The sequence below is a fragment of the Citrobacter sp. Cf088 genome (assembly GCF_030334295.1).
Taxonomy (GTDB): domain Bacteria; phylum Pseudomonadota; class Gammaproteobacteria; order Enterobacterales; family Enterobacteriaceae; genus Citrobacter; species Citrobacter freundii.
On the sequence record NZ_JAOWEE010000052.1, the window covers coordinates 70042 to 92956 of the forward strand.

The 22915-nt window shown below is 49.8% G+C and carries 25 protein-coding genes and 1 pseudogene; 13 read left to right on the forward strand and 13 right to left on the reverse strand.

What is annotated here, in order from left to right; translation table 11 throughout:
* Positions 1-4 precede the first annotated feature (4 nt).
* The 5 genes from zinT (at position 5) to OGV71_RS11510 (ending at position 3017) form a co-directional block, all read left to right on the forward strand.
* The gene (gene zinT, locus OGV71_RS11490; protein WP_003840861.1) at positions 5-655 is read left to right on the forward strand and encodes a metal-binding protein ZinT; all 651 of its coding nucleotides are present in this window, start codon (positions 5-7) and stop codon (positions 653-655) included.
* A 139-nt stretch (positions 656-794) separates the two neighbouring features.
* Positions 795-1433, forward strand: coding sequence for a leucine efflux protein LeuE (gene leuE, locus OGV71_RS11495; RefSeq protein WP_016152793.1), 639 nt, complete (start codon positions 795-797; stop codon positions 1431-1433).
* A gap of 174 nt (positions 1434-1607) precedes the next feature.
* A complete protein-coding gene (yeaR, locus tag OGV71_RS11500; protein ID WP_003030735.1) occupies positions 1608-1970 on the forward strand; it encodes a DUF1971 domain-containing protein YeaR in 363 nt (120 codons plus the stop codon).
* Between the two features lie 3 nt (positions 1971-1973).
* A complete protein-coding gene (locus tag OGV71_RS11505; RefSeq protein ID WP_003832433.1) occupies positions 1974-2156 on the forward strand; it encodes a DUF1869 domain-containing protein in 183 nt (60 codons plus the stop codon).
* Between the two features lie 216 nt (positions 2157-2372).
* Positions 2373-3017 (forward strand): hypothetical protein, encoded by a 645-nt coding sequence (locus OGV71_RS11510; protein ID WP_032950854.1) that lies wholly within the window; start codon positions 2373-2375, stop codon positions 3015-3017.
* A gap of 52 nt (positions 3018-3069) precedes the next feature.
* Here the strand turns inward: OGV71_RS11510 and fdhF are convergent, their stop codons facing one another.
* Entirely contained in the window at positions 3070-5217 is a 2148-nt protein-coding gene (fdhF, locus tag OGV71_RS11515) for a formate dehydrogenase subunit alpha (protein ID WP_204583686.1), read from the reverse strand.
* 360 nt (positions 5218-5577) lie between these two features.
* Here fdhF and OGV71_RS11520 point away from each other — a divergent pair, with 360 nt between their 5' ends.
* Entirely contained in the window at positions 5578-5826 is a 249-nt protein-coding gene (locus OGV71_RS11520; RefSeq protein WP_003030729.1) for a GlsB/YeaQ/YmgE family stress response membrane protein, read from the forward strand.
* 49 nt (positions 5827-5875) lie between these two features.
* Here OGV71_RS11520 and yoaJ read toward each other — a convergent pair whose 3' ends face one another.
* Genes yoaJ through OGV71_RS11535 form a run of 3 tightly spaced genes read right to left on the reverse strand, consistent with a single transcriptional unit; the run spans position 5876 to position 7124 of the window.
* Positions 5876-5950 carry a protein YoaJ gene (gene yoaJ / locus OGV71_RS11525; protein WP_099530266.1) on the reverse strand — a complete coding sequence of 25 codons (75 nt, stop codon included), beginning with the start codon at positions 5948-5950 and terminating at the stop codon, positions 5876-5878.
* Positions 5951-5952: 2 nt separating this feature from the next.
* Positions 5953-6051 (reverse strand): YoaK family small membrane protein, encoded by a 99-nt coding sequence (locus tag OGV71_RS11530; RefSeq protein ID WP_032941789.1) that lies wholly within the window; start codon positions 6049-6051, stop codon positions 5953-5955.
* 47 nt (positions 6052-6098) lie between these two features.
* Positions 6099-7124, reverse strand: a complete 1026-nt coding sequence (locus OGV71_RS11535; protein ID WP_003030727.1) for a sensor domain-containing diguanylate cyclase — start codon at positions 7122-7124, stop codon at positions 6099-6101.
* A gap of 186 nt (positions 7125-7310) precedes the next feature.
* Between OGV71_RS11535 and OGV71_RS11540 the strand changes: the two genes are divergently transcribed.
* On the forward strand, positions 7311-7559 hold the full coding sequence (locus OGV71_RS11540) for a putative hemolysin (RefSeq protein WP_003030725.1): 249 nt from the start codon (positions 7311-7313) through the stop codon (positions 7557-7559).
* Positions 7560-7566: 7 nt separating this feature from the next.
* Here OGV71_RS11540 and OGV71_RS11545 read toward each other — a convergent pair whose 3' ends face one another.
* Positions 7567-7914, reverse strand: a complete 348-nt coding sequence (locus tag OGV71_RS11545) for a DUF488 domain-containing protein (protein WP_003030722.1) — start codon at positions 7912-7914, stop codon at positions 7567-7569.
* A gap of 177 nt (positions 7915-8091) precedes the next feature.
* Here OGV71_RS11545 and OGV71_RS11550 point away from each other — a divergent pair, with 177 nt between their 5' ends.
* On the forward strand, positions 8092-8799 hold the full coding sequence (locus OGV71_RS11550; RefSeq protein ID WP_003846671.1) for a CTP synthase C-terminal region-related (seleno)protein: 708 nt from the start codon (positions 8092-8094) through the stop codon (positions 8797-8799).
* 36 nt (positions 8800-8835) lie between these two features.
* Here OGV71_RS11550 and OGV71_RS11555 read toward each other — a convergent pair whose 3' ends face one another.
* Positions 8836-10023 carry a CynX/NimT family MFS transporter gene (locus OGV71_RS11555; RefSeq protein ID WP_003030718.1) on the reverse strand — a complete coding sequence of 396 codons (1188 nt, stop codon included), beginning with the start codon at positions 10021-10023 and terminating at the stop codon, positions 8836-8838.
* A 99-nt stretch (positions 10024-10122) separates the two neighbouring features.
* Here OGV71_RS11555 and OGV71_RS11560 point away from each other — a divergent pair.
* Positions 10123-10915: pseudogene (locus OGV71_RS11560) on the forward strand (AraC family transcriptional regulator); the annotation flags it as partial.
* Here the strand turns inward: OGV71_RS11560 and OGV71_RS11565 are convergent.
* From OGV71_RS11565 to dgcJ, 3 genes are all read right to left on the reverse strand, one after another.
* Positions 10898-11344 carry a DUF441 domain-containing protein gene (locus OGV71_RS11565; protein ID WP_003832453.1) on the reverse strand — a complete coding sequence of 149 codons (447 nt, stop codon included), beginning with the start codon at positions 11342-11344 and terminating at the stop codon, positions 10898-10900. The pseudogene OGV71_RS11560 and the gene OGV71_RS11565 sit on opposite strands and share 18 nt — an antisense overlap.
* Positions 11345-11482: 138 nt before the next feature.
* The gene (locus tag OGV71_RS11570) at positions 11483-11986 is read right to left on the reverse strand and encodes a YbaK/prolyl-tRNA synthetase associated domain-containing protein (protein WP_003030712.1); all 504 of its coding nucleotides are present in this window, start codon (positions 11984-11986) and stop codon (positions 11483-11485) included.
* Positions 11987-12029: 43 nt separating this feature from the next.
* The gene (gene dgcJ / locus OGV71_RS11575; RefSeq protein WP_048219055.1) at positions 12030-13520 is read right to left on the reverse strand and encodes a diguanylate cyclase DgcJ; all 1491 of its coding nucleotides are present in this window, start codon (positions 13518-13520) and stop codon (positions 12030-12032) included.
* A gap of 164 nt (positions 13521-13684) precedes the next feature.
* Here dgcJ and OGV71_RS11580 point away from each other — a divergent pair, with 164 nt between their 5' ends.
* Entirely contained in the window at positions 13685-14455 is a 771-nt protein-coding gene (locus OGV71_RS11580; protein ID WP_032949093.1) for a class I SAM-dependent methyltransferase, read from the forward strand.
* A 65-nt stretch (positions 14456-14520) separates the two neighbouring features.
* On the opposite strand, the gene OGV71_RS11585 is transcribed toward OGV71_RS11580, so the two are convergent.
* The gene (locus OGV71_RS11585; RefSeq protein ID WP_003030708.1) at positions 14521-15804 is read right to left on the reverse strand and encodes a YeaH/YhbH family protein; all 1284 of its coding nucleotides are present in this window, start codon (positions 15802-15804) and stop codon (positions 14521-14523) included.
* Between the two features lie 121 nt (positions 15805-15925).
* Positions 15926-17860 (reverse strand): protein kinase YeaG, encoded by a 1935-nt coding sequence (yeaG, locus tag OGV71_RS11590; protein ID WP_003030707.1) that lies wholly within the window; start codon positions 17858-17860, stop codon positions 15926-15928.
* 433 nt (positions 17861-18293) lie between these two features.
* On the opposite strand from yeaG, the gene OGV71_RS11595 reads away from it, so the two are divergent.
* Complete coding sequence (locus tag OGV71_RS11595; protein WP_058842622.1) at positions 18294-19040, forward strand: MipA/OmpV family protein; 747 nt, start codon at positions 18294-18296, stop codon at positions 19038-19040.
* Between the two features lie 160 nt (positions 19041-19200).
* Positions 19201-20055 (forward strand): aldo/keto reductase, encoded by an 855-nt coding sequence (locus OGV71_RS11600; RefSeq protein WP_086504255.1) that lies wholly within the window; start codon positions 19201-19203, stop codon positions 20053-20055.
* Between the two features lie 105 nt (positions 20056-20160).
* On the opposite strand, the gene OGV71_RS11605 is transcribed toward OGV71_RS11600, so the two are convergent.
* Positions 20161-21045: a D-hexose-6-phosphate mutarotase gene (locus OGV71_RS11605; protein WP_003846660.1), complete on the reverse strand. Its 885-nt coding sequence runs from the start codon at positions 21043-21045 to the stop codon at positions 20161-20163.
* 83 nt (positions 21046-21128) lie between these two features.
* The gene (gene gapA / locus OGV71_RS11610) at positions 21129-22124 is read right to left on the reverse strand and encodes a glyceraldehyde-3-phosphate dehydrogenase (RefSeq protein WP_003030697.1); all 996 of its coding nucleotides are present in this window, start codon (positions 22122-22124) and stop codon (positions 21129-21131) included.
* A 341-nt stretch (positions 22125-22465) separates the two neighbouring features.
* Between gapA and msrB the strand changes: the two genes are divergently transcribed.
* The gene (msrB, locus tag OGV71_RS11615; protein ID WP_286533242.1) at positions 22466-22879 is read left to right on the forward strand and encodes a peptide-methionine (R)-S-oxide reductase MsrB; all 414 of its coding nucleotides are present in this window, start codon (positions 22466-22468) and stop codon (positions 22877-22879) included.
* Positions 22880-22915 lie beyond the last annotated feature (36 nt).

Here is a 22915-nt window from a genome sequence, read left to right on the forward strand (position 1 = left end):
AATTTTGGCTATTTGTATTAAAAAACTGACAATTGCTCTGGGAATGCTTGTAGTCAGTGGTTCGGTTATGGCGCACGGTCATCATTCCCATGGTGCGCCGATGAGCGAAGCAGAACAAAAGGCGTCGGAAGGGGTTTTTGATGATAACCAGGTGCAAAATAGGGCGCTTACCGACTGGGATGGCATGTGGCAATCTGTCTATCCGTATCTGGTCAGCGGCGAGCTTGATCCGGTCTTCAAAAAGAAAGCGGAGAAAGACAAAAGCAAAACGGCAGAACAAATTAAAGATTACTACCGTAAAGGTTATGCAACCAACGTAGACACCATCGGCATCGAAAATGACGTAATGGAATTTCACACCGGTAATCAGGTTGCATCATGTAAATACGACTACGCCGGTTATAAAATTCTGCACTATAAGTCAGGCAAGAAAGGTGTACGTTATCTGTTTGAGTGTAAAGACGCTAACAGCAAAGCACCTAAATACGTGCAATTCAGCGATCATATTATCGCGCCGCGTAAATCGAGCCACTTCCATATCTTTATGGGAAATACCTCGCAGGCAGCTTTGCTTGAAGAGATGGAAAACTGGCCTACCTACTACCCTTACCAGTTGAAGGGAGAAGAGGTTGTGGATGAGATGCTGCACCATTAATCCGGGCTAACCTTATCTGTACACACCCGTCACCAGTGGCGGGTTTTTTAATTCATAACCTTCTCTTTCCATCACCCGATGCATTCGTTAGCATATTGTCTCGCAGCAAGTGCATGTGTTTTTTCAGGAAGAGGTTAACGTGTTCGCAGAGTATGGAGTTCTGAATTACTGGACGTATCTGGTGGGGGCTATTTTTATCGTGCTGGTACCGGGGCCAAATACGATATTTGTGTTGAAGAACAGCGTTGGTCGGGGAGTGAAGGGCGGTTATCTCGCCGCAAGCGGTGTGTTTATCGGCGATGCCGTGTTAATGTTTTTGGCCTATGCCGGAGTTGCCGCATTGATCAAAACAACGCCCGTTTTGTTCAACATCGTTCGCTATCTTGGCGCGTTTTATCTGCTGTACCTCGGTGCGAAGATCCTGTATGCAACACTGAAATCGAAAGCAAGCGATGCCGCGCCTGAAGAAGTCCCGTTTGGCGCTATTTTTAAACGTGCGTTAATTCTGAGCCTGACGAATCCTAAAGCTATTTTGTTTTATGTTTCGTTCTTCGTGCAGTTTATTGATGTCAATGCGCCGCACTCAGGGCTGTCATTCTTTATTTTGGCTATTACGCTTGAGATAGTGAGCTTTTTCTACCTGAGCTTTCTTATTTTCTCCGGCGCGTTCGTGACGCAGTATATCCGTACGAAGAAAAAGCTGGCCAAAGTGGGTAATTCCCTTATTGGTCTGATTTTTGTTGGTTTTGCCGCTCGTCTTGCCACGCTTCAGTCGTGACGCCATTGGCCCGTTGGTTACGGCGGGCCTTCAATATTACACCCTGCAATTCATTTATAATTGTATTGTTATAACCAATAAATGGTATTTCAAATGAATATTATGAGGCGTACCCTGTGTACAGCAGCGGTTCAGTAAGAACTCGCTGGTTGTCGACTGGAAAAGGGAAGAAAAATGCTTCAAATTCCACAGAACCATATCCATACACGCTCTACTCCATTCTGGAACAAAGAAACGGCACCTGCCGGAATTTTCGAACGCCACCTTGATAAAGGAACCCGTGCCGGGGTTTATCCTCGACTTTCGGTTATGCAGGGGGCGGTCAAATATCTCGGATACGCAGATGAACATAGCCCGGAGCCCGTAGAGGTGATGGTTATTGAAGCCGGTCAGTTTGGCGTTTTTCCACCGGAAAAATGGCATAACATCGAAGTGATGACCGACGACACTTACTTTAATATCGATTTTTTCGTTGCCCCGGAAGTTCTGATGGAGAGCGCGAATCAACGAAAAGTCGTGCGTACCGGCAAGGAGTAAATCATGGGCAAAGCAACCTATACCGTAACAGTGACCAATAACAGCAATGGCGTGTCAGTCGATTATGAAACTGAAGCGCCGATGACGTTACTGGTGCCGGATGTGGCAGCAGAAGTTGTTAAAGATCTGGTCAATACCGTACGTTCATACGATACCGAGAATGAGCATGAAGTGTGCGGATGGTAGGCGTTAATTACTCCTACTGATTGAATGCGCTGAATTTTAATCTAATAACCGCACTGCGTTTTGACGACGCCGCGCGGTTTTTTTATCCGTGTTAAACCTGGAAATATCCGGAAAAAGATTTCTTAAGAATACCTTAAGAAATCCGCATTGATTGCTAATGTTGGATCATTCACAGGGGTTATGATCGTGAAACAGTCACAATACAGAACCTCGCTTATGAAACTGAATACCCGACTAACATTACCCACTTTCATTCTTGGACTGATCATCGTAGCGATCCCGTTCACTGCGAACTGGAATCTACCTTTGCTCAACGGTACTGTCGTCAGATGGATTGAGAATGGTCAGGCGTTATGGCTGCTGTTTGGAGCGCTTTTTACTCTCAGCTACATCCGGCCTTTATCACGTCCTGAAGGCGAGAAACAATTTTGGCTTTGGGCGGCTGTGTGGTGGTTGGTGTTGCTGGGTCGCAGTACCAGTTGGGGCCGTGATTATTTCCCGGAGCACCCTAAACTTCTGTTCAGAGTTATCTCAGTGGTATTGATTGCAATGATTATTCTGCCTGTCCTGATATCAAAACGCTTACGCCAGGATATTGCCCGTCGCTTACGCAATGAACCGCTGCCGCTATGGCTGTTAGCGATCACCACCTGTGCATTTTTGATCTCCGATACGGTAGAGCATCATCGTCTGCTGGCCCCTATCTTTTTGCACAACGCGCAGTACGGCGATCTCATTGAGGAGCTGTATGAACTCCCGTTTATGGCAGGATTGTTCCTGATGAACCTCGGTTTTATGCAGCGGGATAAGCAGGAAGAATCTGCTGCCATTCGCTTTAGTGAACCACAGCTGGCGAAGTAACGGGAAAATACCTGAGTCTGGATGACCAGACTCAGGCGGTTAGCGAGGTGACTTACGCAATGGCCTCGCACAAGCGTAATTTCATGTCGCTATACGTCTGTGCGGCATACTTTTCAGCCCATCCCTGATCGCTAATGTGTTCAATACTTACGGCGCAATATTTGGTTTCCGGCGTTTTCGAAATAGGATCGAGGTTATCCTGGGTTAACTCGTTACACGCACCAATCCACCATTGATAGGTCATATACACTGTTCCGGTATTGATACGCTCGGATACATCCGCGCGGCTGATGACCTTACCACGACGCGAGCTGACCCATACCAGGTCACGATGACGAATACCCAGTTTTTCTGCATCATGAGTATTGATTTGCACGTACCCAGGCTCATCTGCCAGGGCTTGCAGCGCTGCGCAGTTGCCGGTCATTGAACGACAGGAGTAGTGCCCAACTTCACGCACTGTACACAGGACCAGCGGATACTTTTCATCAGGAACTTCTGCGGGCGCTCGCCACTGTGCGGCAAACAGTTTGCCTTTGCCATTGGCGGTATCAAACTGGCTGTTCGCGTAAAGGTAAGGTGTGCCGGGGTGATCGAGCTCCGGACATGGCCACTGAACATGCCCCATTTCACCCATTTTCTCATAGGTTACGCCGTAGAACAGCGGGCATAACTCGCGCATCTCATCCCAGATTTGCTGGTTACTTTGATACCGCATGGGATAGCCCATTTCACTGGCCAGCAGGCTGATGATCTCCCAGTCACGCTTGACATCACCTGAGGGTTCAATCGCTTTTTCAAAACGCTGGAATCCACGATCGGCGCAGGTAAAGACGCCCCCGTGTTCGCCCCAGGAGGTGGCCGGCAGGAGGACGTCGGCCATTTCCGCTGTCTTGGTCATGAAGATATCCTGCACGACAATAAAATCGAGCGCGTTAAACCCTTCGCGGACCAGACCTAAATCGGCCTCGGTTTGCAACGGATCTTCCCCCATGATGTAGTAGGCTTTAATTTTGCCTTCAATAGCCAGATGCGGAACTTCGGTGATGCGCGTCCCAATCTTGTCATCCATCTGATTAACGTCAATGCCCCAGGCGTTGGCGAATTTCTCCCTGACGGTGAAATCGGTCACGTCCTGATACCCAGGGAACTGGTTAGGCAGCACCCCCATATCGCACGCGCCCTGCACGTTATTTTGCCCACGCACCGGCCCAACGCCGACGTTAGGGCGTCCCAGATTGCCGGTCAGCAACGCCAGGCTCGACAAACCACGAACCACGTCAACGGCCTGACCAAACTGGGTGACGCCCATTCCCCACATGACGGTTGCCGATGGCGCTGCGGCAAATGTACGCATCGCCTGACGAACCTGCTGTGCGGGAACGCCGGTCAAATGTTCAACGGCTTCAGGCGCATAGTCCTTCACGGTTTCCCAGTATGTTTCCAGCCCTTCCGCATGCTTTTGTACATACTCGCGATCGTAGAGTTGCTCTTCGATGAGTACATGGCCAAAGGCGTTAACCAGTGCCATATTACAACCGTTTTTCAACTGCAAATGTTGGTCAGCGATACGAGCAGTTTCAATACGACGTGGGTCGCAGACAATGATTTTTGCGCCGTTCTGGCGAGCTTTAATGACCCGGCGAGCCACGATCGGGTGCGAGTCGGCACAGTTGTAACCAAAGATCAGCAGGCATTTTGAGTTTTCAATGTCGCTGATGGAATTGCTCATGGCGCCATTGCCTAATGTTTCCTGTAACCCGGCAACGGAAGGGCCGTGACAGACACGGGCGCAGCAATCGACATTATTGGTATGGAGAACGCCACGTGCGAATTTTTGCATCACGTAGTTGGTTTCATTCCCTGTTCCACGTGAAGACCCGGTGGTCATAATGGCGCGGGGGCCATAGGTATTTTTGATTTCAGATAAGCGTTTTGCGGTGTAACGAATGGCTTCATCCCAGCTAACGGGAGTGAATTTTCCACCTTTTTCATAACGGATCATCGGGCGAGTCAGACGGGGAGTCAGAAGGCGAGTGTCGTTAAGAAAGTCCCAACCATAGTAGCCTTTCAGGCATAACTGATTTTGGTTCGTTACACCCTCTGCGGCCTCGGCGCGGATGATTTTGTTATTCTCAACAACAAGCTTGAGCTTGCACCCGGCCCCACAGTATGGGCATACACTGGTGATTTTTTTCATCAATAACAGACCTGTTAAATGCTGAAATAGCGCGAATTGTAAACGGAGCCGCGCGATACGCATCGCGGACTACGATTTGTCATAGTGACCGGCTGTTTAAGCATAAATCGTGCCAGAGGTTAAAACCCAGCAATTGCAGGGACTGAGGGCGAATGAGTAAAGCAGAATGACTGACGATTCGACATTAATGACGAGCTACGTCAGTGAAAATGTCGCCATCGAATGGTTTAACCTTATGAAAGATCAGAAAAAGATGAAAATAGCAGGTGATACCGATCACAAATTTTAATTTTTCAGCGCTATGCTATGCTTTTATACAGCGAGCGAATCGTTAACTTAAAAACATAAGTGAGGGATATTATGGGCATTATTTCATGGGTGATTTTCGGTCTTATCGCTGGGATTTTGGCAAAATGGATTATGCCGGGTAAAGATGGCGGCGGATTCTTTATGACCATCATCTTAGGGGTTGTCGGTGCGGTAGTGGGTGGCTGGATCAGTACCTTCTTTGGTTTTGGTAAAGTTGATGGTTTCAACTTTGGCAGTTTTGTCGTAGCGGTTATCGGTGCGATTGTGGTGTTGTTTATCTATAGAAAAGTCAAAAGTTAAGTAAACATGCAGACAATAGAGGCCACTGATAAGTGGCCTTTTTCTTTGGTTACCACCACCCCAGTTCCGTGCCCAGAACCACGATGATAGCCACGCCAATCATAATAAGTGTTGTTTTTTTCATCGTTATGCTCCAGGCGCAGCGTAACCGCCAATAAAAAACCAGGATAAGAAAACGACAGCGGAAATGAAAATAATGACAGGGAAAATAATACCGAGTCGCATACGATTATCTACCAGAGTTATTTAAAGACGAGTCAGCATAGCAGGGGTTAATGTACGACAAAAGCGGTTTTATCCTGACGCTTTTTATCCTTGTACATTGCGCTGTCTGCGAGATGAAGCGCACAGTTTACATCAGTCTCCAGCGGATCAATTTCCACCACGCCCAGACTGGCACCAGGATAAAACAGATGAATATCGCCCAGGTGATAGTCGCCGCAAATTTGCTGCTGCAACTGATGTTTCACCTGCTGCAGACGAACACGTTGCTCTCTGTCATCTTCCGGCGACAGTCGAGCGACTAAAAATTCGTCACCGCCCAGTCGACCGAGAATGTCATTATCACTACATTTACGCAGCAGGCGGTGGCCAATCTGGATCAGGAACTGGTCGCCAACCTCGTGACCAAAGCGGTCATTGATCAATTTGAAATCATCCAAATCGATATAGGCGACAACTATCTTCTGCCTGAGGTGGCGGGCGAGCGAAAAAAGGGTCTCTACATTTTCAAAAATTGCGCGCCGATTCGGTAATCCGGTCAGGGCATCGGTGTAGGAGTGAGCAATCAGCGCAGCGTTCGCTTCACGTAACTGAGCAACCAGCGACTCTTTTTGAATCGACTGGGCGATTAGACCGGCAAACAAATGCAACACCTGTTCACCACGTTCGCTTAACGCATGCTGGCGGCGACTGGTGGCGCAGAGCGTTCCGTAAAACGTTCCGTCCGGAAGATGAACGGGAGTACTCAGAAAAGTGGTGATGTCCAGTGCGCGAGCGGCGGTACATTCCGGCCATCGTGCGGGCACGTTGTCGCTGTACAGACAGTTTTCCTCAATAGCGCGTTTGCACAGCGTTTCATCCCACGGTACGGACAGCCCTTCGGGGATCTGCATTTGGCAGCTATTACGCGCATACAGAATATGCTGCAGACGGGCATCCAGATCGACCTTGGTCAAGTATGTAGATTCCATCTCAGTCACTACTTCCAGCATTTCCAGAAGTTGGCGTACCAGACTCTCAACTGACTGCTCCGTGGCTAAGGATTGTGAGACTCTGGCAAGGATCATGTCCGACATGAGGTGTAAATACTCCTGAGTGATGACAAGGCTGGCGTGGGCGCATGATAGAACATCAGGGAGCAAGATGAAACACGTGTTTCTGGCTGAAATGTAATCATAAAATTGAAATTAGAACGTAAAACATGGAGATAGAAGGGAAGTCGGGGTAACCTGCCGGAATAATGCTTTTAAACAGGAGTAGAGATGAAACTTGCGTCTATTATTTTGCCCGGCTTGCTGGTGCTGGCGGGGTGTACCACGCAGCCTGATGCCCCTAAACCACCAAAAATCGGCATGGCGAATCCGGCATCGGTGTATTGCGAACAAAAGGGCGGTACGCTGGTTGCGGTGCAGACTCCGCAAGGCGTAAGGTCAGACTGCAAACTACCCGGTGGGGAAGTGATTGATGAATGGGCGCTCTGGCGTAGAGATCATCCGACAACGGGCAAGTGATACGCGGTCAGCATTGACGTAGCCACTCAGCGAGCACCAGCGCGTGGTTTTGCTGGGTATTTTTCGCCGCATACAGTAGCGTTAAGGTTTGCTGTCGGGCAATCTCCGCGAGGCGCTTTCCTTCTTGCTGCTGTTGAGCCAGTTCAGCGCGATATTGCTCAGAAAAATGCGAGAAATCAATCAACTCTGCGTGGAATGCCTTACGTAAATCAGATGACGGGGTAAGTGCTTTATTCCATTCGTTGAAAATAAGATCGCTCTTTTTCACCCCGCGAGGCCACAACCGGTCGACCAACACGCGGTAACCATCGCTTTTTTCTGCCGGGTCATACACACGTTTGCACTGAATATTCATCTCTTCATCCGCTCCATTAAGCTATCGCTATTACGGTTAAATAAGATCGTAAAACGTGACCATTATAGCATTCCGCCAGCCCTGACTCCCAATTTAAGGGATTGTGATACCAACAAAAAATCGGTAGGCTGAGGCTCCTTATAGTGTCCCTCATTGTCTGGACATAAGGAAAGTTTAATGGAAATTTCCCCGATTAAAGATACGCTTCGCATTGCGCTGGTGGGCGATTACAACCCCGATATTGTGGCGCATCAGGCTATTCCTCTTGCCATTGATGATGCCGCTGCCGTCCTGGAATTAGTGGCTGATTATGACTGGCTAACCACATCTGATATCAGCAGCAGTGAGGACCTGGTAGGTTATGATGCCATTTGGGTCGTTCCAGGCAGTCCTTATCGCCACCTGGAAGGGGCGCTGATCGCGATACGCTATGCGCGTGAAAACAGCATCCCATTCCTGGGTACCTGTGGCGGCTTTCAACATGCCATTCTGGAGTATGCCCGCAACGTGCTGGGCTGGATCGACGCTGCCCACGCAGAGACAGACACCACGGGTCGGATGGTGATAGCACCGTTGACCTGCTCGCTGGTAGAAAAAACGGATGATATTGAGCTTCGGGCCAATACGCTGATTGCCAAAGCCTACGGACGGGATGTTATCTCGGAGGGATATCACTGCAACTACGGCGTATCGGAAGATTTTGCCGCTGAGCTGGAGCGCGGCGATCTCCGTGTGACCGGTTGGGATGAGGCTGGTGATATTCGTGCCATTGAGCTGGTGACACATCCATTTTATGTCGGCACGCTCTTTCAGCATGAACGCGGAGCGCTGGCGGGAAAACCCGTACCTCTGGTTCAGGCGATGCTGCGCGCCGCGCGCGGATAAATATTGGGCAGGTTGTCCGCGAACCTGCCCTCTGCATTATGCGCTCGCGATCTCCCGATTGCGCCCCGCGCACAAACCAAACACCGCCATCAGCATCGCTAACACGGCGACACCCGTTAATGGAATCAGCCAACTACCGTTGAGGTCGTGAATTTTCCCCATCAGCGGTGGCCCGCAGGCGGCCAGTAAATATCCGACAGACTGTGCCATGCCGGAGAGAGCGGCAGCCTGATGCGCTGAGCTTGCGCGCAGGCCAATAAAGGTTAAGCCAAGGATCATCGTCGCGCCTGAGCCAAAGCCAAACAGGATGGTCCATAGCAATGCCTGGTCGGGCATTATGGCGAATCCCGCCGCGCCGACAGCGCACATTAACGAAACCAGAGCGGCGATGGCGCGCTGATCCTTAAATCTGTTCAGGACGAGAGGGATCAATATTCCCGGCGCGGCAGTCGCCAGCTGCAGTAAACCATGCAACGAACCGGCCTGAGATTCGCTGTAGCCATGGCTAATTAAAATGGCGGGTAGCCAGCCGATGATGACGTAATAGACAAGAGAGTTGATCCCCAGAAACAGCGTTACTTGCCAGGCGAGGCCAGAGCGCCAGATCGCGCGGGAATGCAAGGCGCGCGAGTTACTCAGGCTGGCATGAGCGGTCTGGCGGCATTGGGGCAACCAGATAATCAGCGCCAGCAGCGGGAAGGCCATCAGCACCATCAACGCACCGCGCCAGCCAAAACCATTTAGTGCCAACGGAACCACAATAGCCGAGCCCAGTGCCGCCGCCGCGCCCATGGTCAGCGAGTATGCGCCAGTGAGTTTCGCCACATGCTGGGAAAAATCACGCTTAATCAATCCGGGTAACAGCACATTTCCCAACGCGATTCCACAACCAATGATGGCGGTACCGCTAAACAGGAACCCTGACGAAGGCAGCGAACGAATCGCAATACCTACGCAAATCAACAGCATCGCGGCAAACAGGCTACGTTCGATGCCCCAGCGGCGCGCAACGGCGGCAGCCAGGGGGGATACCAGCGCGAAGGCCAGCAGCGGCAGGGTAGTCAGAAGCCCAGTCTGGGCGGTACTCAAGCCGTAGTCGGCGCGAATGGCATCCAGCAACGGGGCTGCGCCGGTAAAGGTGACGCGCAGTGTGGTGGCAATCATCAGGATCCCCGCGATCAGCAACGCTGCGTTTTTGCCACGGGAGGAAGGTGTAGTAATCATTTTTTTCTCATATCGTCAGGCGAGGCGATACTTTAGCGTTTTTACACTATGGATGAATCAAGCTAAAATGACAGATTATCGCTGAAATAGGACATTCTTATGTTGGGGCTGAGACTGGATGGATATGAGCCCGATTTGCACCACGATGCGGCGGTCGCATTTTGCATTCAGGCTCGGGAAGATGAACTTTTCAGTCCGCTGCATCAGCACCGTAAGGGGCAGTTGATCCTGGCGCTGCATGGCGCGATCACCTGTGAAGTTGAAAACGCTATGTGGATGGTGCCTCCGCAATATGCGGTGTGGATCCCTGGCGAAATTCCACACAGCAACCACGTTACCGTGGGCGCGCAATTGTGTTTTCTATTTATTGAGCCGCAGGCTGTCGTGATGCCTGAACGTTGCTGCACGCTGAAAATCGCCCCGTTATGTCGGGAGCTCATTCTGGCGCTGGCGTCCAAATCGGATGCTCAGCGACTGGAGCCGGCAACTCAGCGGCTGACGCAAGTGTTGTTTGATGAACTCCCGCAGCAACCCCAGGAGCAGATGCAGTTACCAGTTTCCGATCACCCGAAAATTCGCAGAATGGTCGCAACGATGGCGAAAGAGCCTGCACAATGGCAGACGTTGGGACAATGGGCCAGCGTATTTGCGATGAGTGAACGTAACCTTGCTCGTCTGGTCGTCAAAGAAACGGGGTTGAGTTTTCGCCGCTGGCGTCACCAGCTCCAGCTGATTCTGGCGCTGCAGGCGTTGATCGATGGCCGCAATGTACAACAGGTCGCGCAAATGCTCGGGTACGATTCGACCACGGCATTTATCACTATGTTCAAAAAAGGCCTGGGGCAGACGCCAGGCCGTTATCTGAACGGGCTGGCTACTGCTTCCCAACAATCAACGAGACCAGGCCTGCCGCAATAAGCGGCCCCACCGGCACACCGCGAAACAGCGCCACGCCCAGTACCGTGCCCACCAGTAATCCGGCAACAAGCTGGGGCTGACTGCCCATTAGCGTAACGCCGCGTCCGCCGAGCCATGAGACAAATACCCCGACGGCAATAGCGACCAGTGATTTCCAGTTTACAAAGGAGTGGATGAGCGTGGAGGGCGGTAGCGTTCCGCTGGCGATCGGTGCCATGACGCCAATGGTCAGAATGATAATCCCGACGGTCAGGCCCTGTTTTTCAATCCAGGGGAAGAAAGTATTCAGAGGGGTAACACGGACAATGATCAGCACCAGAATTGAAACAGCGACAGTGGTGTTGTGGCTGACAAAGCCCAGAGCTGCCAGTCCGAGGAGGATCAGCAGAGTGACATCAAACATCGTAGTTTCCTTGCCAAAAGAAAAAATAAGCCTGCTTACTGTACGCGTAAATGCGTGACGGAACAGGCTTTTTTTAATGATTATGATTTTTTTTGGGCTAACGCACGATGCGACGTTTTTTACTGCTAACGCAGACCATTATTGTTCGCGGCGGAAAGGGATTAATTCAGGTTGCGCGATACGCAGGTAATCTGCGGTATCCATGATCACGGATTTTTCCAGCAACCCGGCATTAAACGCAATTTCATGAAAACGCTCAAACAATAGCGGGTCAGCGACCAGCTTGAGATTAGGATGAAAACTGAACGGTGGGATAGCGCCAAATACGCAGCCAGTCAGTTCATCTACCTCCGCCGGGCTGGCAAGAGACGCTCTCAACCCGCCAATATGGCTGGCTAACCGGCTCAGGTCGGCCTGCTGATCGGCAGAGAGGATCGCCAGAACATGCTGATTGACGCCGTTGCCTTTTACTTTGCAGACCAGCGCTTTTGCTCCCTGGCCCAGTGCGGTACCACGAATTTCAGAAACTGCCTCACATTTGCCGACGGCTTCATGGCTTACCACGCGGTACGTTGCGCCTTGCTCTGACAACAGCGAAATTAAACGCTGATGCGTTGCGTTACCTTTGTTCACTTCCGTCATGACTTACTCCTGGTACAACAATGAAAATCCTGCAGAAAAATAATCACGCACCGGCGTGTTTTTTCTGTTTGTTCAGATAGAGCTGTGCATCAGATGCTTTGTAAGCATCATCAATAGTGTCGTTCGGCTGCATATTATAAACCCCGGCGGAGAAGCTGATGGATATATCATGCGCAATAATTTGTAAGTTATAGCGAATTCTCTCCAGCAGGCGGGGCGTTAAATCACTGGGGTGGTCGATGAGGATAATACAAAACTCATCGCCGCCGAGGCGGATGGCGTAGTCGCTTTTGCGAATAGAGCTTTGAATGGCTTTGGCCAGATGAGTGATAATCCGATCGCCTTCTTTATGCCCTAACGTGTCATTGATGACTTTCAGTTTATCGCAGTCGATGGCGATAAAGGTGACGAGCGTTCCCGTGTTCACCAACTGTTGCAAACGCTGCTCAAGCGCCGGCGTTAAAATTTTACGGTTGTAGAGCCCGGTCATCGCATCACTAACATTTTCCCGCGTGACGTTGTGATACAGCCGAAAATGCGTTCTGACCATATTCAGCAGTAATATCGTTGCCAGTAAATAGAATGCGAATATCTTCCAGGACGAGACAATAAAATACATAACATCGAGTGAGAGTGTGATGCGTATACCACCGGGTATGTCCTTCTCATAGTGAACATAGCGGAACAGATCGGTTTCACTTTTATGAACGAGAATCTCTTTACCGGAGCTGGTATCCGAGACCGTTACATTAAGATAGCGCCAGACGAGAGGGCGGTCGCTGGTATAGAAAATATTCTGTAAATTCTCTTTATTAATATCTACCATCACCACACCTTTTAACTTACCGGTGTAGTAGACCGGTGTTAAAAAGCTCATCACTTTTTTCTCGGTCAGGTTATCTTCATAAATACTGGAAATCACCGTGCGGCCGGTGAAAATACCATCAATATCATTTTGGTCGATTCCCAGCGTACCTTTTTGCAAAAACGACCAGTTGTGTATCGCAAATTTCCGCGAGTCGATCAAATCATAGAAATAGACATAGTTATTTTTGAGATCGACGTAATATCGAAATTTATACTCTAACGTCCCTAATCCCTGACCGTAATCTTTCTGCTGACGATTAACATTGACCGCCCGGTCAAAAGAAGGCAGCAGAAAAATGTCATCAAGCTGTTCACCACATTTTGTTGAGGTGGTCTGCAACGTACCGTGCAATGGCAGATAGTTGTGCTTAGTAAGGTTGAGCCCATGAGCGCCGTTAACGCTGTCGAAAGCGGTGCAAAGTGCTTTTTGCTGTTCGAGAGAGGCTGGCTCCTGGGGGGACGAAAATGTGCGCATCAGATGGGCTGCGATGCTTTGATTTGTGTACTTATCATAGAGAAACGATGAGTCGGCTTTCTCATTGATATAGCGCATGTACGCATTCATTGCTTTATCGCTGGCAATGAGCTCATAAACCAAAAAAGAAGACGTCAAAACAATTACGCTGACGGAGATAAAGAGCCTGAGCGCTTTATGATGCAATTTCATAATGATTTACAGCCCTGTAAGTCTGATAATTCAGTCTATCACACGGCATACATCCGCTCTAACGCTACGGGCAAGGACATTTTGTAATAAAAATCATTCGCGCGCTTCACCTTTAACTCTTAATGTTGTATTTATAATACAACTTATAAAAAGGAGACAGGCCAATGAGCGCGACTGAAAAAGCGGGTCATACATTTTTAGCCAGCCTGGGCAAAACCCGTCTGCGTCCGGGCGGCGTTGAAGCAACAGAATGGTTGTTTAGCCAGTCACAGCTGACGCCCGGCAGCCAGGTGCTTGAAGTGGCGTGCAACATGGCCACGACGGCGATAGAGTTAGTTCAACGCTATGGCTGTAAGGTATACGCCATTGATATGGATAAAACCGCACTGTCAAACGCAAGGAATAACGTGGCGGAAAATGGTCTGGAAAATCACATTCATGTGATGGCGGCAAACGCCAACACTCTTCCTTTTGCGGATAACAGTTTCGATGTTGTGATTAACGAAGCCATGCTGACAATGTATGCCGATAAAGCGAAGGCGAAGTTAATTGCCGAATATTATCGCGTGTTGAAGCCCGGTGGGCGCCTGCTCACCCACGATATTATGTTCACCACCCAAAAACTGGGCGCGGGCGATCAGGGCCTGCTTGTCGATGTGGTGAAATCAAACGTTAGCCCAATGACCAGACAAGGCTGGCGTGATTTGTTTCTTAACTGCGGGTTCGAACAGGTTTTGCAGCAGAATGGCAACATGTCGCTGATGTCACCGCGCGGATTAATTCGTGATGAAGGGCTTACAGGGGCAGTTAAAATTGTGTTTAACGGCTTACGCACGAGCGAAAATCGTCGTCGGTTCCTGAAAATGTTTCGCTTCTTCCGTTCGCAACGTCATCAGCTAAACTACATTGCCTGCTGCTCTGTTAAGGGAAAATAAAAACAGGATGGGGCACTATTTATAAAATCAGTCAGCACATCCACGCGCTGACTGATTTGTTTAGGTTAATTGTTACTGGTCGTACTTTGCTTATGAAACAGTTCGCGAAATACCGGATAAATATCATCCTGGTCACGGATATGCTGCATCGCAAAGTTATCAAAGGTTGATTGCAGATGTTCGTATTCACGCCATAAGGTTTGGTGGGCGCGGCGAGTAATTTCGATATAGCTGTAATAGCGTACCACTGGCAGCAGCTTTTTCGCCAAAATCTCATGACACAGCGGTGAATCATCTGCCCAGTTATCACCGTCCGATGCCTGTGCAGCATAGATGTTCCACTGGGCAGGGTTGTAGCGATCTTTCACCACTTCATCCATTAACTTCAGTGCACTGGAGACAATGGTCCCCCCGGTTTCCTGAGAGTAGAAGAACTCATGTTCATCCACTTCTTTCGCCTGGGTATGGTGGCGAATATAAACCACCTCCACATTCTTATAGGTCCGGCTTAAGAACAGATACAGCAGGATATAAAAACGTTTAGCCATATCTTTGGTCGACTGATCCATCGAACCAGAGACGTCCATCAGGCAGAACATCACCGCCTGGCTGGAAGGGTCGGGGCGTTTTTCATAATTTTTGTAGCGTAAATCAAAGGTGTCGATAAATGGCACGCGTTCGATTTTTGCCCGCAGTTCGGCAATCTCTTTGCGTAACCGTTCCTCTTCCAGCAACTGCGCTGGTTCGCTTTTCGCGATGGTTTCCAGATCCGCTTCGAGAGCATGCAGTTCGCGACGCTTACCCGCTGTCATCGCCGTACGGCGCGCCAGTGAGTTTTGCAGGGATCGCACCACGCTAATGTTGGCAGGCACACCGTTAGAGGTAAAACCTGCCCGGTGTGTTTTATACTCCGTTAACTGACGCTGCTGATTCTGCTTCAGGTTAGGAAGTGCTAAATCTTCGAACAACAGATCAAGATATTCATCTTTAGAGATCTGAAAGACGAACTCATCCTGACCCTCACCATCTTGGCTGGCCTGGCCTTGTCCACTTCCTGAACCGCCACCGCCGCCCTGTGGGCGTTCAATGCGGTCATTCTGCACAAAATGGTCGTTACCCGGATGTACGCGATGGCGCAGGCCACCACGTCCCTGATGAAACATTGGTTCGCTAATATCATCAGTCGGAATAGAGACAGATTCGCCGCTATCCACATCAGTCACCGAACGCTTGTTAATGGCCTCGGAGATCGACTGTTTAATTTGCGATTTATAACGGCGTAAGAAGCGCTGGCGGTTTACCGTGCTCTTGTTTTTGCCGTTAAGACGCCGGTCAATAAACCAGGTCATAAGCCCCCCGTACTGCCAACTGTTCGCCATGTCTGTAAGTGCCGGATGGCGCTGGCGCTGTCCGGCCTACGGAACATTGTTTTGCAAGCCCGGTAAGCGCATGCGCCACCGGGCACTTATGTTAAGACGATTTACGTACGCGCAAATACCATTCGCACAGTAAACGCACTTGTTTACGCGTGTAGCCTTTTTCCATCATACGGTCGACAAAATCGTCGTGTTTTTTCTGCTCGTCAGTCGAGGTTTTAGCATTGAACGAAATGACCGGCAGCAGCTCCTCGGTATTGGAGAACATTTTCTTCTCAATAACCGTGCGTAGTTTTTCGTAACTGGTCCAGTTTGGATTGCGACCGCTGTTATTCGCTCTGGCACGCAGAACAAAGTTGACGATCTCGTTACGGAAATCTTTCGGGTTACTGATACCCGCCGGCTTCTCAATTTTCTCCAGTTCTGAGTTCAGTGACTCGCGATCAAACAGCTGACCGGTATCTGGATCGCGATACTCCTGATCCTGAATCCAGAAATCCGCATAAGTGACATAACGGTCGAAAATGTTCTGTCCGTATTCGGAATAGGATTCGAGATAAGCTGTCTGGATCTCCTTGCCGATGAATTCAGCATATTTCGGGATCAGATAGCCTTTCAGGAACTCGAGATAACGCTCAGCTTGCTCCTGCGGGAACTGTTCACGCTCGATTTGCTGCTCCAGTACGTAGAACAGATGAACCGGGTTAGCTGCCACTTCAGCATGGTCAAAGTTAAAGACGCGAGATAGGATCTTAAACGCGAAACGCGTGGACAGACCGTTCATTCCCTCATCAACCCCGGCGTAATCCCTGTACTCCTGATAGGATTTCGCTTTTGGATCGGTATCTTTCAGGCTTTCGCCATCGTAAACGCGCATCTTCGAGTAAATGCTCGAGTTCTCAGGTTCTTTCAGGCGAGAAAGAATGGTAAAGCGAGAGAGCGTTTCCAACGTGCCCGGTGCGCAAGGCGCATGGGTCAGCTCACTGTGGTTAAGCAGTTTTTCGTAAATTTTGATCTCTTCAGAGATCCGCAGGCAATAAGGCACTTTGACGATGTAAACACGGTCAAGGAACGCCTCATTGTTTTTGTTATTACGGAACGTTACCCATTCAGACTCGTTCGAGTGGGCAAGAATAATCCCGTTAAACGGCAGGGCGGAGATACCTTCTGTCCCGTTGTAGTTTCCTTCCTGGGTGGCGGTCAGCAGAGGATGCAGCACTTTAATCGGTGCTTTAAACATCTCAACGAACTCCATAATCCCCTGGTTTGAGCGGCACAGTGCGCCCGAATAACCGTAGGCATCAGGATCGTTCTGGGCGTGGTGTTCGAGTTTACGAATATCCACTTTCCCGACCAGCGCAGAAATATCCTGGTTGTTTTCATCACCAGGCTCCGTTTTAGCGATAGCGATCTGCTCCAGAATAGACGGCCAGACTTTGACGACGCGGAATTTTGTAATGTCCCCGCCAAAATCATGCAGACGTTTAGCAGCCCACGGCGACATGATCGTACCGAGATAACGACGTGGGATCCCATACTCTTTTTCCAGGATCTGCGCGTCTTCCTGCGGATTAAACAGGCATAACGGATGATCGTTGACCGGGCTACGTTCGCCATTGGCGCTCAGGACATAAATCGGCACTCGTTGCATCAGCGACTTCAGCCGCTCAGCAAGAGATGATTTCCCCCCTCCCACAGGCCCCAGCAGATACAGAATCTGCTTCTTCTCTTCCAGACCTTGAGCCGCATGCTTCAAATAAGAAACAATCTGCTCAATGGCGTCTTCCATGCCGTAAAACTCTTCAAAAGCGGGATAGCGTGCAATTACCCGATTCGAAAAGAGTCGAGAAAGTCGAGGTTCATGGGCAGTGTCAACCATGACAGGCTCACCAATAGCCATTAATAGCCGCTCTGCCGCGTTGGCATAAGCACTGCGATCTTGCCGACAAGTGGTAAGAAACTCCTGCAGCGTGAACTCTTCGTCCTTGGCAGCTTCATAACGCTGGCGATAGTGATCGAATATATTCATGGTATGCCGTCCTTTCGTTTTTTAGCACATGTTAAGAGCCGTTCATATGAATAGTAGAGGCCCCTGAAGAGGTAAACTGAACGACGTCGCTGCTGAAGAAATAAGCAACTCTCATGCCATTTTAGTGGTCAGGAGATCAACGTATTCGGTGATACACCTTCTAAAATTAAGCGTAGATGGCATTTGCAAAACTTGCCTGTGTGCGCAAATGAATTTCAATGGCATATCAATAACTCATCAGCAAAAAAAGCACATCTTATGTAAAGAATTGGAGCGGGATTCATGTGGTGTTCACCGTGCTGCAAGCAAAATGTCATCACTCGCTGAGAAATTAGGGGGTTACATTCTGGGGCGAATACGTAAAATAGTTGGGCTGAAGCGTATTGGCGGTTACACTTTGACCGCTACACATTTGAATAAGGAATTATGGATTGTGACCAAACTCAAACTTCTGGCACTTGGCGTCCTTGCCGCAACCGCAGTTAGCACCGCACAGGCGGAAAGTCAGTGGACTGTTGGCGCGGGTGTCGGTGTGATTAACAGCCCGTACAAACAGTATGACCGCGATGTTTACCCTGTTCCGGTTGTCACCTATGAAGGCGATAATGTGTGGTTCCACGGCTTGGGTGGCGGTTACTATTTGTGGAATGATACGGCAGATAAGCTTTCCATCATGGCGTACTATGATCCGACGCATTTCAAGCCGGGTGATAGCGATAGCCATGCTTTACGCCAACTCGACAAGCGTAAAAGCAGCTTGATGGCTGGCCTATCATATGTACATAACACCCAGTATGGTTTCCTGCGTACCGCACTGGCGGGTGATACTCTGGATAACAGCAACGGCTTTATCTGGGATCTGGCCTGGCTCTACCGTTACACCAATGGTGGTCTGACCCTGACGCCGGGTATCGGTGTGCAGTACAGCAGCGAAAACTACAACGACTACTATTATGGTGTGTCCAATCACGAGTCTCGCCGCAGTGGTCTGAATAGCTACAACGCTGACGATGGATGGGATCCGTACCTGGAGTTGACCGCGAGCTATAACTTCCTTGGCAACTGGAATGTGTACGGCACTGGCCGTTATGTGCGTTTGAGTGATGAAGTGAAAGACAGCCCGATGGTCGATAAGTCCTGGTCTGGCATCTTCTCGGTAGGTGTGACCTACAAGTTCTGATACTACTCGGTGTCAAACTCAAGCCCGCGCGATATGCGGGCTTTTTTACGTCATTAAAATTAAGACAACCCCCAGATCATGATGGTGCAATTTGTGCACCCTAACAGGACACATGCACGTTGTTTTGCTTTACTGTGGTGCATTAACACAGGAGGGTGCGATGACAGCGAAACAGGTGACGTTTACAGACCAGGTATCGCTTCCTGCTATTGGGCAGGGAACATGGTACATGGGCGAGGATCCAAGCCGACGCCGGGATGAAGTGTCTGCGCTGCAGGCCGGACTGGATCTCGGTCTGCGATTGATTGATACCGCAGAAATGTACGCTGATGGTGCAGCGGAAGAGGTGGTGGGTGAAGCATTAATGGGACGGCGTGATAGCGCTTTTTTAGTCTCGAAAGTTTACCCATGGAATGCCGGTGGACAGAAAGCCATTGCCGCCTGCGAAGCCAGCCTGCGTCGACTGAAAACTGATTATCTGGATCTCTATTTGCTGCACTGGATGGGCGATTTTTCATTTGCAGAGACCGTCGATGCCATGGAAACACTGATTGCGCAGGGGAAAATCCGCCGTTGGGGCGTCTCAAATCTCGATTATGATGATATGCAGGCGTTATGGCAGGTACCCGGTGGACGGGAGTGTGCAACTAACCAGGTGCTTTATCATTTAGCCTCGCGCGGTATTGAATATGATTTACTGCCGTGGTGCCAGCAGCAGCAGATGCCGGTCATGGCATACAGTCCGCTGGCCCAGGCGGGACGGCTGCGTGGCGATTTGCTTTCTAATTCAGTGGTGAATGACATTGCGCGCGTGCACAATGTTAGTGCTGCACAGATTTTGCTGGCGTGGGTGATTCGTCAGTCGGGTGTAATAGCAATTCCGAAAGCCGCAAGCGTAGCGCATGTCGAACAAAATGCCGCCGCGCTGGAGATAACGCTCTCTGTGGATGAGCTGAAGCAGTTAGATAAGGTGTATCCGGCGCCAAAAGGTAAAACAGCGCTGGATATGGCCTGATTTGCCAAATGACGATGCTCACGCAGCTTATCAGGCCAACGGCTGTGTGTGGTTTGTAGGCCGGATAAGGCGTTAGCCGCATCCGGCATGATGCGCAGAGTTGTCTTAGCGTTTAGCAACACGAATAGTCTGCGCGAGGCGAGATGGTTTTTCTTCGGTGGTTTTCTGCGGAGCGGTCGCGTAAGCCGTTTCTACACAAACAAACGTTTTGTAGCCATCATCCGGCATGTCGCCCATACTGACGGACAGCGCCGGGCCAGGGTTCCAGCCCACGACATTCAGGTGGTGGTGGTGGACAACGTCGATATTGCGATTCAACGCATCATCATGAATCACGCTGCACGCTTCCGGATTCAGATAGACACGATCGGTGCGGTCCGGGAAGGTCTGGATACCATCAGCCAGCACATCTTCTTTAGCATCATTCACTTTATCGATCAGGCGATCGCCGAGACCACTAACTTTCACTGCCGCAATGTCACCAACGTTGAAATAGGTATGCAGTGCCGAGGTGGTTTCAAACTCACCGTGAGCTTCCAGCTCCATCTCACAGGTGGCTCCCACTTTGAAACGGGCCAGCAGGCAAAACTCGTGCGGCCAAAGCTGACGCGTTTCGGCATTGCTCTGCAGTTCAAACGTCAACACCACGCCATTGTCGTCTTCGTTGTGCGCTTTCAGCGTCCATGGCAAGTTACGGGCAAAACCATGCGAAGGCAGGCCCTGCTGAGCAGCCGGACCAAACCAAGGCCAGCAAATTGGTACTCCGCCACGCAGCGCAACGCCGGTTTTAAACGGGGTATTGTTGCTTAACCACAGGACTTCCTCTTCACCATTTGGTTTCCAGGAAAGAAGATGTGCGCCCTGCAGTGCGAAAGAAGCTTTAACCTGTGGGTGATCGACAACAAGAACCTCAAGCTCATCAAGCTGACGGCGGGAGAGGACAGGGGTAAGCTGTTCAATGACCGGGAGAGCGAAAATTTTGTTAATCATGATGCAATCCTTGGTATGTGAATATTTTGGTCATAAAAAAAGGCGACCGAAGTCGCCTTTTTGGATCAGATACTCATCTCAACTTATTTGGAGATGTGAGCAATCAGGTCCAGAACTTTGTTGGAGTAACCGGTTTCGTTGTCGTACCAGGATACCAGTTTCACGAAGTTGTCGTTCAGTGCGATACCAGCTTTAGCATCGAACACGGAAGTGCAAACTTCACCGTTGAAATCGGTAGATACTACGTCGTCTTCGGTGTAACCCAGAACGCCTTTCATCGGGCCTTCGGAAGCAGCTTTGATTGCTTTCTTAATTTCTTCGTAAGAAGCAGCTTTTTCCAGACGAACGGTCAGGTCAACAACGGATACGTTCGGGGTAGGAACGCGGAACGCCATACCAGTCAGTTTGCCGTTCAGTTCTGGCAGTACTTTACCTACAGCTTTAGCTGCACCGGTAGAGGACGGGATGATGTTCTGGGATGCGCCGCGGCCGCCGCGCCAGTCTTTGTGAGACGGGCCATCAACGGTTTTCTGAGTAGCGGTGGTCGCGTGAACAGTAGTCATCAGACCTTCGATGATGCCGAAGTTGTCGTTGATAACTTTAGCCAGCGGAGCCAGGCAGTTAGTGGTGCAGGATGCGTTAGAAACGATGTCCTGACCTTCGTATTTGTCAAAGTTAGCGCCTTTAACAAACATCGGAGTGTTATCTTTGGACGGACCAGTCAGAACCACTTTTTTCGCGCCAGCAGTGATGTGCTTACGAGCGGTTTCATCTGTCAGGAACAGGCCAGTAGCTTCAGCTACTACGTCAACACCAACTTCGTCCCATTTCAGGTTAGCCGGATCACGTTCAGCGGTAACACGGATTTTTTTACCGTTTACGATCAGATGACCGTCTTTCACTTCAACGGTACCGTTGAAACGGCCGTGAGTGGAGTCATATTTCAGCATGTAAGCCATGTAGTCAGCGTCTAACAGGTCGTTGATTGCAACGATCTCGATGTCAGAGCGTTCTTGAGCAGCACGGAAAACAATGCGACCGATACGGCCAAAACCGTTGATACCTACTTTGATAGTCATATATTCCACCAGCTATTTGTTAGTGAATAAAAGGTTGCCTGTAAAATTACAAAAACCTTACGCAGCGTCAAGCGGAATCGTGTCAATCATTGCGACAAATCAATCTGCTGCCTAAGCTTTGCGCAACTGACTCGCCTCACTCTTCCTTTGGGCTTGAAACCACATGGGGTCGGCGGCCCGAATTTTAAAGGGCAATCAAGATAAAAACGTGATTCTGATCACGAATTGCAGGCTGCCATTTCGCAAGGATCAAGTTTAGAACAAAAGTTCGCACTCCGGTGTTAATGTTTTGTTAGAATCTGTCTCGCGATGTGAGTTTAGATAAAGCGAGATGTGAGCAAATGGCTAATCAACTTTCTCCAGAAGAACTGAAAAAAAATTTAACCGAAATGCAGTTCTACGTGACGCAGAATCACGGGACAGAACCGCCATTTACCGGGCGTTTGCTGCATAACAAGCGTGACGGCATCTACCACTGTCTGATCTGCGATAAACCGCTATTTCGTTCCGAGACAAAATATGACTCTGGCTGCGGCTGGCCCAGCTTTTACGAGCCTGTCAGCGATGAGGCTATCCATTACATAAAAGATACGTCACACGGCATGCAGCGCATAGAAATCCGCTGCGGAAACTGTGATGCGCACCTGGGACACGTCTTCCCGGATGGTCCGAAACCTACCGGTGAACGGTACTGCGTTAACTCAGCGTCTTTGAACTTCACCGATAGTGAAAACGGTGAGCAAACCAAGGGTTGAAGAAACGATTCAGCAAATTATTCTACGGAGAGTGGA